7 protein-coding genes and 2 pseudogenes are annotated in these 7243 nt (G+C 41.8%); 4 read left to right on the forward strand and 5 right to left on the reverse strand.

Annotated elements, in window-relative coordinates; translation table 11 throughout:
* Both DYY65_RS10480 and purN read right to left on the reverse strand, forming a co-directional pair.
* Positions 1 to 680: bifunctional 5,10-methylenetetrahydrofolate dehydrogenase/5,10-methenyltetrahydrofolate cyclohydrolase (locus DYY65_RS10480; RefSeq protein ID WP_201449460.1), on the reverse strand; the 680-nt coding region annotated here is incomplete at its 3' end.
* A 71-nt stretch (positions 681 to 751) separates the two neighbouring features.
* Positions 752 to 1372: a phosphoribosylglycinamide formyltransferase gene (gene purN, locus DYY65_RS10485; RefSeq protein WP_162477910.1), complete on the reverse strand. Its 621-nt coding sequence runs from the start codon at positions 1370 to 1372 to the stop codon at positions 752 to 754.
* Positions 1373 to 1508: 136 nt separating this feature from the next.
* Here purN and DYY65_RS10490 point away from each other — a divergent pair, with 136 nt between their 5' ends.
* Positions 1509 to 2501 (forward strand): exonuclease, encoded by a 993-nt coding sequence (locus DYY65_RS10490; protein WP_162477911.1) that lies wholly within the window; start codon positions 1509 to 1511, stop codon positions 2499 to 2501.
* A 20-nt stretch (positions 2502 to 2521) separates the two neighbouring features.
* Here DYY65_RS10490 and DYY65_RS10495 read toward each other — a convergent pair whose 3' ends face one another.
* Positions 2522 to 3604 carry an LLM class flavin-dependent oxidoreductase gene (locus DYY65_RS10495; RefSeq protein ID WP_162477912.1) on the reverse strand — a complete coding sequence of 361 codons (1083 nt, stop codon included), beginning with the start codon at positions 3602 to 3604 and terminating at the stop codon, positions 2522 to 2524.
* A 199-nt stretch (positions 3605 to 3803) separates the two neighbouring features.
* Here DYY65_RS10495 and DYY65_RS10500 point away from each other — a divergent pair, with 199 nt between their 5' ends.
* Positions 3804 to 4214, forward strand: coding sequence for a transcriptional regulator (locus DYY65_RS10500; RefSeq protein WP_162477913.1), 411 nt, complete (start codon positions 3804 to 3806; stop codon positions 4212 to 4214).
* 43 nt (positions 4215 to 4257) lie between these two features.
* Here DYY65_RS10500 and DYY65_RS13090 read toward each other — a convergent pair whose 3' ends face one another.
* Together DYY65_RS13090 and DYY65_RS13095 are read right to left on the reverse strand one after the other, a co-directional pair.
* Complete coding sequence (locus tag DYY65_RS13090; RefSeq protein WP_370519356.1) at positions 4258 to 4725, reverse strand: hypothetical protein; 468 nt, start codon at positions 4723 to 4725, stop codon at positions 4258 to 4260.
* A 186-nt stretch (positions 4726 to 4911) separates the two neighbouring features.
* Positions 4912 to 5552 (reverse strand): annotated as a pseudogene (locus DYY65_RS13095) (phosphoglycerate mutase); the annotation flags it as partial.
* Between the two features lie 200 nt (positions 5553 to 5752).
* Between DYY65_RS13095 and DYY65_RS10510 the strand changes: the two are divergent.
* Together DYY65_RS10510 and DYY65_RS10515 are read left to right on the forward strand one after the other, a co-directional pair.
* Positions 5753 to 6781 carry a galactose-1-phosphate uridylyltransferase gene (locus tag DYY65_RS10510; protein WP_162477914.1) on the forward strand — a complete coding sequence of 343 codons (1029 nt, stop codon included), beginning with the start codon at positions 5753 to 5755 and terminating at the stop codon, positions 6779 to 6781.
* Positions 6782 to 6802: 21 nt separating this feature from the next.
* A pseudogene (locus DYY65_RS10515) lies at positions 6803 to 7243 on the forward strand (hypothetical protein); the annotation flags it as partial.

The following is a 7243-nucleotide window of genomic DNA, read 5'->3' on the forward strand; positions in this document are numbered from 1 at the left end:
ATGGAGCCGAGTTTAACCATGTTCGATGTTATCACAAAATCCTTCCTGTTTCCTACTGCTGAAATCAAAACGTCTGCGCCTTTGATTTTTTCGTTCAACCCTTTTGTCTTGGAATGACAAATGGTGACTGTCGCATTTCTCTCTAATAATAGGAAAACTAGTGGTTTGCCCACCAATGGACCCCTATTTATGATAGTTACATCTAGAGAACTGATATCGATGTTGTGAAAATTTAAAAGGGCTAATATGCCGGATGGAGTACACGGCTTCAGAGTTGCTTTTCCGCTCATTAAAAGACCCGCATTGTATGGAGTAAGGCAGTCCACATCCTTGAGGGGATCAAGGACTCCAAGTATCGAAAATTCATCCAAATGTGAAGGAAGCGGTAGTTGAATCAATATCCCGTGTACAGTGTTATCAAGATTCAATGTCTTTACAAGCTCTTGTAATTCAGCTTGCGTACATTCTGATGAAACCTTATGATCTCGCGTCAAAATACCTGCTGCTTCAGCTGCCTTCTGCTTATTTCTAACGTATATCGCTGAGCTCGGATCATTTCCAACAAGTATCGTTGCCAAACAAGGTTCAATCCCCACTTCCCGCAATTTACTAACTGACCTTTGGACATTCGATTGCACACGAGCAGCCGCAGCCAATCCGTTCAGAATTTTAGCGGTCAAGGGGCTATTGAGTTCTCAAGTATTATTTTTATCTATGCTTAATATATTACATCATTTCGATTCTTAGCCCTTCAATCAATTAATGATATTCGGCGGCCGTCGATCTTTAGATTCCCCTCTGAAAATAATCTTAGCGCCTCTGGGTAAAGTTTATGCTCTATCTCCAATATTCTTTGACTTAATGATTCTTCAGTATCACTATCAAAAATCGAGATTGCTCTTTGCATTATTATTGGTCCAGTATCAACCCCATTATCAACAAAATGAATAGTGCATCCGCTTACTTTGGCACCGTACTTGAGAGCTTGTCTCTGAGCATGGAGACCAGGAAATGCTGGAAGTAGTGAAGGATGGATGTTCAATATTCTCATCGTATATCTTTGAACTAAACGGGGGCTTAATATTCTCATAAAACCCGCTAGACATATAACACCAGTTTTTGGGCGTACACCAAATTCGTCCAACACTTGGACTAATTCATCATCAAACGATAGTGTCTTGTCTTTGCCTTTGGACAGAACGTATGTAGACACCCCAAATTTTTGTGCCGCTAAATTTAGGCCAGGCGAGTCAGAGCGATTCGAGACAACGACTTTAGGTCTAACGTTCCTTATCTGACCTTCGTCAATTGACCTAAGGAGAGCTTCCATGTTGCTGCCTCGTCCTGAAATCAAGATTGCAAGGTTTAACAATCCAATTTCTTTTTGACAAGGTTTCTTAAAAATTGTGAAAAAGGAAAATCATATATTAAAATAGAACCCAGAATCATGATTCAGGTCGTTCTTGCAGAGTTCGATCACCTTAGAAAATTCCTGTATAGTCGTACGCATGAATAAGGTCACAATTTCGCTGGATCCCACTAGATGTATTCCAGCTGATTTGGCATTCGTGTCCCATGCACACACAGACCACCTTAGCAAAACCTACTTCAAATCAGGTGTTAACAAGGTTCTTACTTCCAAGGAAACCATGGATATTGCTCTTGCAAGGGGATTTTCTATCGGAAGAATGCATGAAGATAACAGTGTGCAGCTTCTGAACACTGGCCATATTCTTGGCTCTAGGGGGCTTCTTGTCGATCATGAACTGTTTTATACTGGTGATATTTCGATCAGAAAACGCGCCTTTATGAGTGCCGAGCAAGTTCCACGCGTAAAAACCCTCATTATTGAGTCGACGTTTGGGAGGCCACATTATATTTTTCCAGCTGTGAGTGAAATCATTCACAAGACTAACGAAATTATTTCTCAAATGTATGACCACGGCATTCCTGTACTATTGATGGGCTATCCTCTAGGCAAGGCACAGTTACTTGCATATTTATTTCGACACTGGGAGCCATTTTACACTTATGATTCCGTAGCTTCAATGAACTTAATTTACAGAAAATATGGAGTACCGCTGAAGGACACTATGGTTTTTTCAGAAGCAAGCGAGAAAGGGTTACTTGCTAAGACTAAACCTTGGGTAATGGTCTGTCCCGTTATGCATTCAGGTAGCACCTTCGTGAAGTTTATGAAACAAAAATTTGGCGCCGTTTCGGTAGGATTCAGCGGTTGGGCAATAGACCCCCGATATCGAGCAGCAATGGGATTTGACTATGCATTGCCATTGAGTGATCATTGCGACTATTCGGAACTCTTAGAGGTTGTTAAATTGTCAGGAGCTGAGAAAATATACACATTCCATGGATTTGCTGCAGAATTCGCAATTTCACTCGAAAAACTCGGATTTAAGGCCGAGGCACTAAAGAGCTATCCAAAAAGAGGTCGGGTTCGACATAGAAAGCCTGGGGTTAATAGAATAGATTCATATTTTTAGACAGGCTGGATAAAAGGCAATCAATCAGAATATTCTTCCTTAAAGTACGGGATTACCTTATTACCGAACATTTCAATATTTTTAAAATACCCCTCTCCCCAGAACCTAATTATAAAGTGGTTCGTGCCCGCTTTAATAAAACGTTCTAACATTTGAATTACATCGTCTGGTTTTCCCACTCCGATCGCGGTTCTAGCAATGCTGTCAGGGATCTTCAAAGCTGCTTTTTTCATTTGCTCCATCAATTCTGGTTTGTTCATGGCATATTCGGTAAAATACTTTCGAAAATCAAATTCAGAATCCTGTTGTATGTTATGAGCTGCTAATAATTCTGGCTTATAGAGGCTAACCTTCACTGCATTTTTCATTTTGTTCCATGCCTCTTCACCATCGTCTGTGAAATAAATGTCTACGTCATTGGCAAACTGAAAACCAGACAAATCTCGTCCATTTTTGTTTGCCTTATCGCGAATAACTTGCGCGTGTCTTTGAAACAGTTCTGGTGTATAACCTATTGGAATCCATCCATCACCGTAAATTGCGCAGAGCTCTAGCGTCTTTTGTGCTCCGGCGGCTATATAAACTGGAGGCCGTGGTTTTCGGACACTTTTACTTTGTAAACATGCGTTAGAAAGCCTATAGTATTGACCAGTGTAATCGACCCGGTGATCCGGACTTGAGTCGAAGAGCTTTTCAATAACTTCTAACTGCTCTCTAAATTTTGTCACTGGTTTCGAAAATTCTATCCCAAAGTCTACAACATTCTGGGCTTCCCCCGCTCCTATACCTAGAATGGCTCTGCCGCTTGTGATTCTGTCCAAAGTGATAGCAGAAAGGGCGATAGCTGAGGGATGTCTTCTGATAGCATCAGTCACACACGTGCCTAACTCAACATTTTTAGTAACCGAACCTATAGCGGCGAGCATGAGCCAAGCATCATTTACTATCGCATTCTTCCATTGTGGTACATTAGAATGATCCATTGTCCAGATGGAATCATAGCGCATCCTATCTGCAATCTGACAAGCGGTAATTATTTGAGTTTCATCTAGCCCCAATCGAGCAACATTCAAGCCCTGAGTGAATCCAAATTTCATTCGCATTTCATCCTCCGCACTAAACTAGGAAAGGGCCGACAAGTCTCTAGTTGTCCATAGCAGAATTGAGGATGACGACTAAAATTCATTTTGAGACAATTGATGCAAGGGGAACGCTTACTTAAATATATCTTGCTTTTTCAGTAACAGCGATCTTATTTGTTGAGAACCTTTAAATAAGATTTACGATTTTTTCATCCTGTTTATGCTTCTTCCGTCTGAGATTGAAGCCAAATCTCTCATCCCAGCTATAAGGGCAATTTTGGCCAAGAAGCTTGTGCAAGAGTACGAAATGAAGGAGGAAATTGCCGCGAGGGTATTAGGGGTTACTCAGGCTGCAGTGAGTAATTATCTCAGGGGAACTAGGGGCGATGTTCAACTTATGGACAAGCTTTCATCGGTCAGAGAAATAATGCGAATGACTGATGATATAGCCAAAGATTTAACGTCGAATCGGGCGTATACTCCCAACACCATGGCCAAATTCGTGGAGCTTTGCAACTATATGCGTTCTACATTGATTATTTGTGATGTACACCATAATATGGAATCTAATATAGACGAGGAAGTATGCGAGCAATGTAAGGGAACCTTGATTAGCAGCCGTAGAATCTAGTATGAAATTAACATGTTCTTCAAATCTTGATTCATATCGGCTTTTAGCACAAATGCTGATTAAGACTTTCTAATGCGGCACTTAGAACACACGATCCCATTAGCCGACCCAAACTTCCCGCTGCACCATATTTTTCTGTGAACCTCTTGCTCCCATCTTTTTTAATCCTACTCCCAGAGAACAGTACTGGAACAGGATCTGCGCTATGAGCTTTTTTGACACAAGGTGTTGAATGATCCGCAGAAATTATTACAAATGGATCTACATCTGCATTTAGCTTATCTAGTAGAGGTCCAAAAAAAGATCTATCGATGTCCTCAATGCTTTTTTTCTTGCCTAGGGGATCTCCGTCGTGACCGAATTCGTCCGGACCCTTTAAATGTACGTAAATACAATCTGTGCTTGGAAAGTTATCCGAGATGATACTAGCCTTTGCTCGATAGTCATTCGTTTCCGTAACTGGCAGAACTTTCATGCCCAAAATTCTAGATATCCCTATTTCGACAGGCATGTCGACTACTGCTGCAGTTACCAAGTTGTACCTTTTCTTTATTGGCTCAACTTCAGGGAGTTTATTCCCTGAATCCCTTAGAAGTATTGCGTTTATAAGCGGCTTTCCTTCCTTTTTGCGGTTAGCATTGACAGGATGAGATTTCGTGATATTCAAAACCTGGTTGGAAAACTCGTTTATAGTCTTTGCAGATAACAAAGCGGCTTGAGTTCCATCCTCGGGCTGAGATTCAACTATGTGCATTTCTTCCAAAGATTGATTTACAACGCCAATTCCGTTTATCTTCAGGTAAGCTGGGTCGGTGTTCGTTACTTTTTCTGAGAAAGCTAAACTATTGTGCCTAAATCTAATGACTAATCTATGGGCAATTGTAGGTTCAATAACACACGATATCTCAGGATCACTAAACGTTATTCGCTCTGTGAGCGTCTTACAAATACCGTGAGCTTCAGCTGCGGTAATGTTTCTTCCTGCTCTTCTATCTATAATACGTAATTCATCGTCTATTGTAGCAAAGTTTCCTCTTACAAATCTATGTCACAGCCGATAGTCTCTACTACCCCTCTGCCTACATAATCGCTTTTCTCAAAACTGTACCCCAGCATATTGAAGACGGCGATATCAGATTGGGGAGCAAGTCCTTCTTTTACCGTCACTGATTCTCCCATGCATCCGTTCTGAGCTAATCGGTCCATATTTGGGGTGTGGGCTGCATCCAATGGAGTTAGATTACCGAGATCTTTGTGGGGAAGATCGCTCACTCCATCCAATAAAATATATACAATTTTGACGCCAGGTGTAATGTTAATCATCTCAATGAGAATCATTGCAAGGGCGAATTTATCTGTGATGCCGAATGACGGGTCTTCTTTGAATCGTGAGTTAGATTTAAAAAATCAAAATTACTGGTTTTGTTCTAACCGATGGAGCTATCAACGGTTAAGCAGACACAAACCCAATTGCCAAATCATATACACAAGCTTTAATTAAAAGAGCTCACACGAAGTGATAAGAGGCAGACTTACGTTTGGGGGATTTGAGGAAGGATTATGTGTTAGACAAATTCGTGATCGTACCAAGATCAACTGAAAATAGGGAATGGAACATCAAATTAGATGCTTCTTGTCCATACTGCCCAGGAAACGAATCGATGACCGAACCTGCATCAATTGCTCTGGTAGCCAAGGACGGAATGCTACAAAGGCTATCAGACACCGAGGAGAATATTGTCTGTGATTGGTGCGTCAGGGTCTTTCAGAGCGATCTACCAGCAGTTTCAACCAATTCTAGCCACATTTACTCCGACAAGCCGCTATATAGCGAGCCAGCGTATGGCTATCATCACATTCTCGTCGCTTCACCCGACCATGACAAAAAACTATCAGAAATATCTGTTGACCAATGGGCAAATGTACTGTTGGTCATTCAAGATAGAGTAAGATGGTTATACACCCAAAAAAGTGTAACTTATGTTTCTGTTTATGTAGATAGTGGCGACAAGGCTGGAGCTTCGATTGCTCACCCACACCTAAATATTGTCACCTTCTCTGCCATCCCACCACAGATCGAAATAGAGGCTGAAGCGTCGCACAGATATATGAATGAGAATGGAAGTTGTCCTGCATGCAGTATAATATCTATAGAATCAGGCGGGCCTCGTCAGATATTGGGTACTGACAACTATCTTTCTTTTTCACCGTGGGCTCCTACGTATCCGTATGAGTTTTGGATATATCCTAAAAGACATACCACAGCGTTCTCCAAAATCACTCAAAAAGAGATGACTGACCTAGCGTTAATTTTGCGAGCGACCTTGGGAGGAATGTCAAAGGCACTTAAAGAGGCCCCTTTCAACCTTGTATTCCATTTTGCTCCAGAAAAGAAAAATAGCCGTCAGATTCATTGGCATATAGAAATTTACCCACAATTGCACTCTTGGTCTGGTCTTGAGCGAGGATTTGGTGTGTACGTAAATAACGTTAGACCGGAAAAAGCTGCTGAAGTATTAGGTTCCGCATGCAGACGTGAGCTGGCCGGACTCGTGGGTATCACGTGATTTTTTGGATTACAAGATCCGATGAAATTTGAAACCTGGGTCGCATTTGGTGCCGTCGCTTTAGGAATCATGTTTGTTGCGTTGTTGGTATCTTTTTACAACTTTCTATTAGGTACTGGAGGACATGGACCACAAATTGCAGTTGATCCCCAGGGCGTGTTGGTGATGATAGTTTCTATTTCTGGGGTTCCTTCATTAATCCTAGCTGGCGCTGTCGGAGCACTTGCCGGGTCAAAGCCGTCACAATTTTCAGGTGTCATTCTAATCATAACTGGTGTCATAATGGTTGGCGGCATGGTGGATGCATGGGTTATACTTTCAAAGATTAATTCGTCGTTTGTGGTGGCAGGCATGGATTTGGTTCCTATCATCTTTGCCGTGGCTGGTGTAGGTGTGTGTGCCTTTGGGGGATATTCGATAATTGCGTCCAAAAGGGGCCGTAAAGGTGTTGAAGGCGCTGGC

The organism is Nitrososphaera sp. AFS (assembly GCF_009898475.1).
GTDB lineage: Archaea > Thermoproteota > Nitrososphaeria > Nitrososphaerales > Nitrososphaeraceae > Nitrosopolaris.

What these genes read in the sequence shown, in the direction of transcription:
- DYY65_RS10495 (WP_162477912.1), bottom strand. Translation starts at nt 3,604, where the DNA reads ATGCGAATGAAATTTGGATTCACTCAGGGCTTGAATGTTGCTCGATTG.
- DYY65_RS10490 (WP_162477911.1), top strand. Translation starts at nt 1,509, where the DNA reads ATGAATAAGGTCACAATTTCGCTGGATCCCACTAGATGTATTCCAGCT.
- DYY65_RS10500 (WP_162477913.1), top strand. Translation starts at nt 3,804, where the DNA reads ATGCTTCTTCCGTCTGAGATTGAAGCCAAATCTCTCATCCCAGCTATA.
- DYY65_RS13090 (WP_370519356.1), bottom strand. Translation starts at nt 4,725, where the DNA reads ATGCCTGTCGAAATAGGGATATCTAGAATTTTGGGCATGAAAGTTCTG.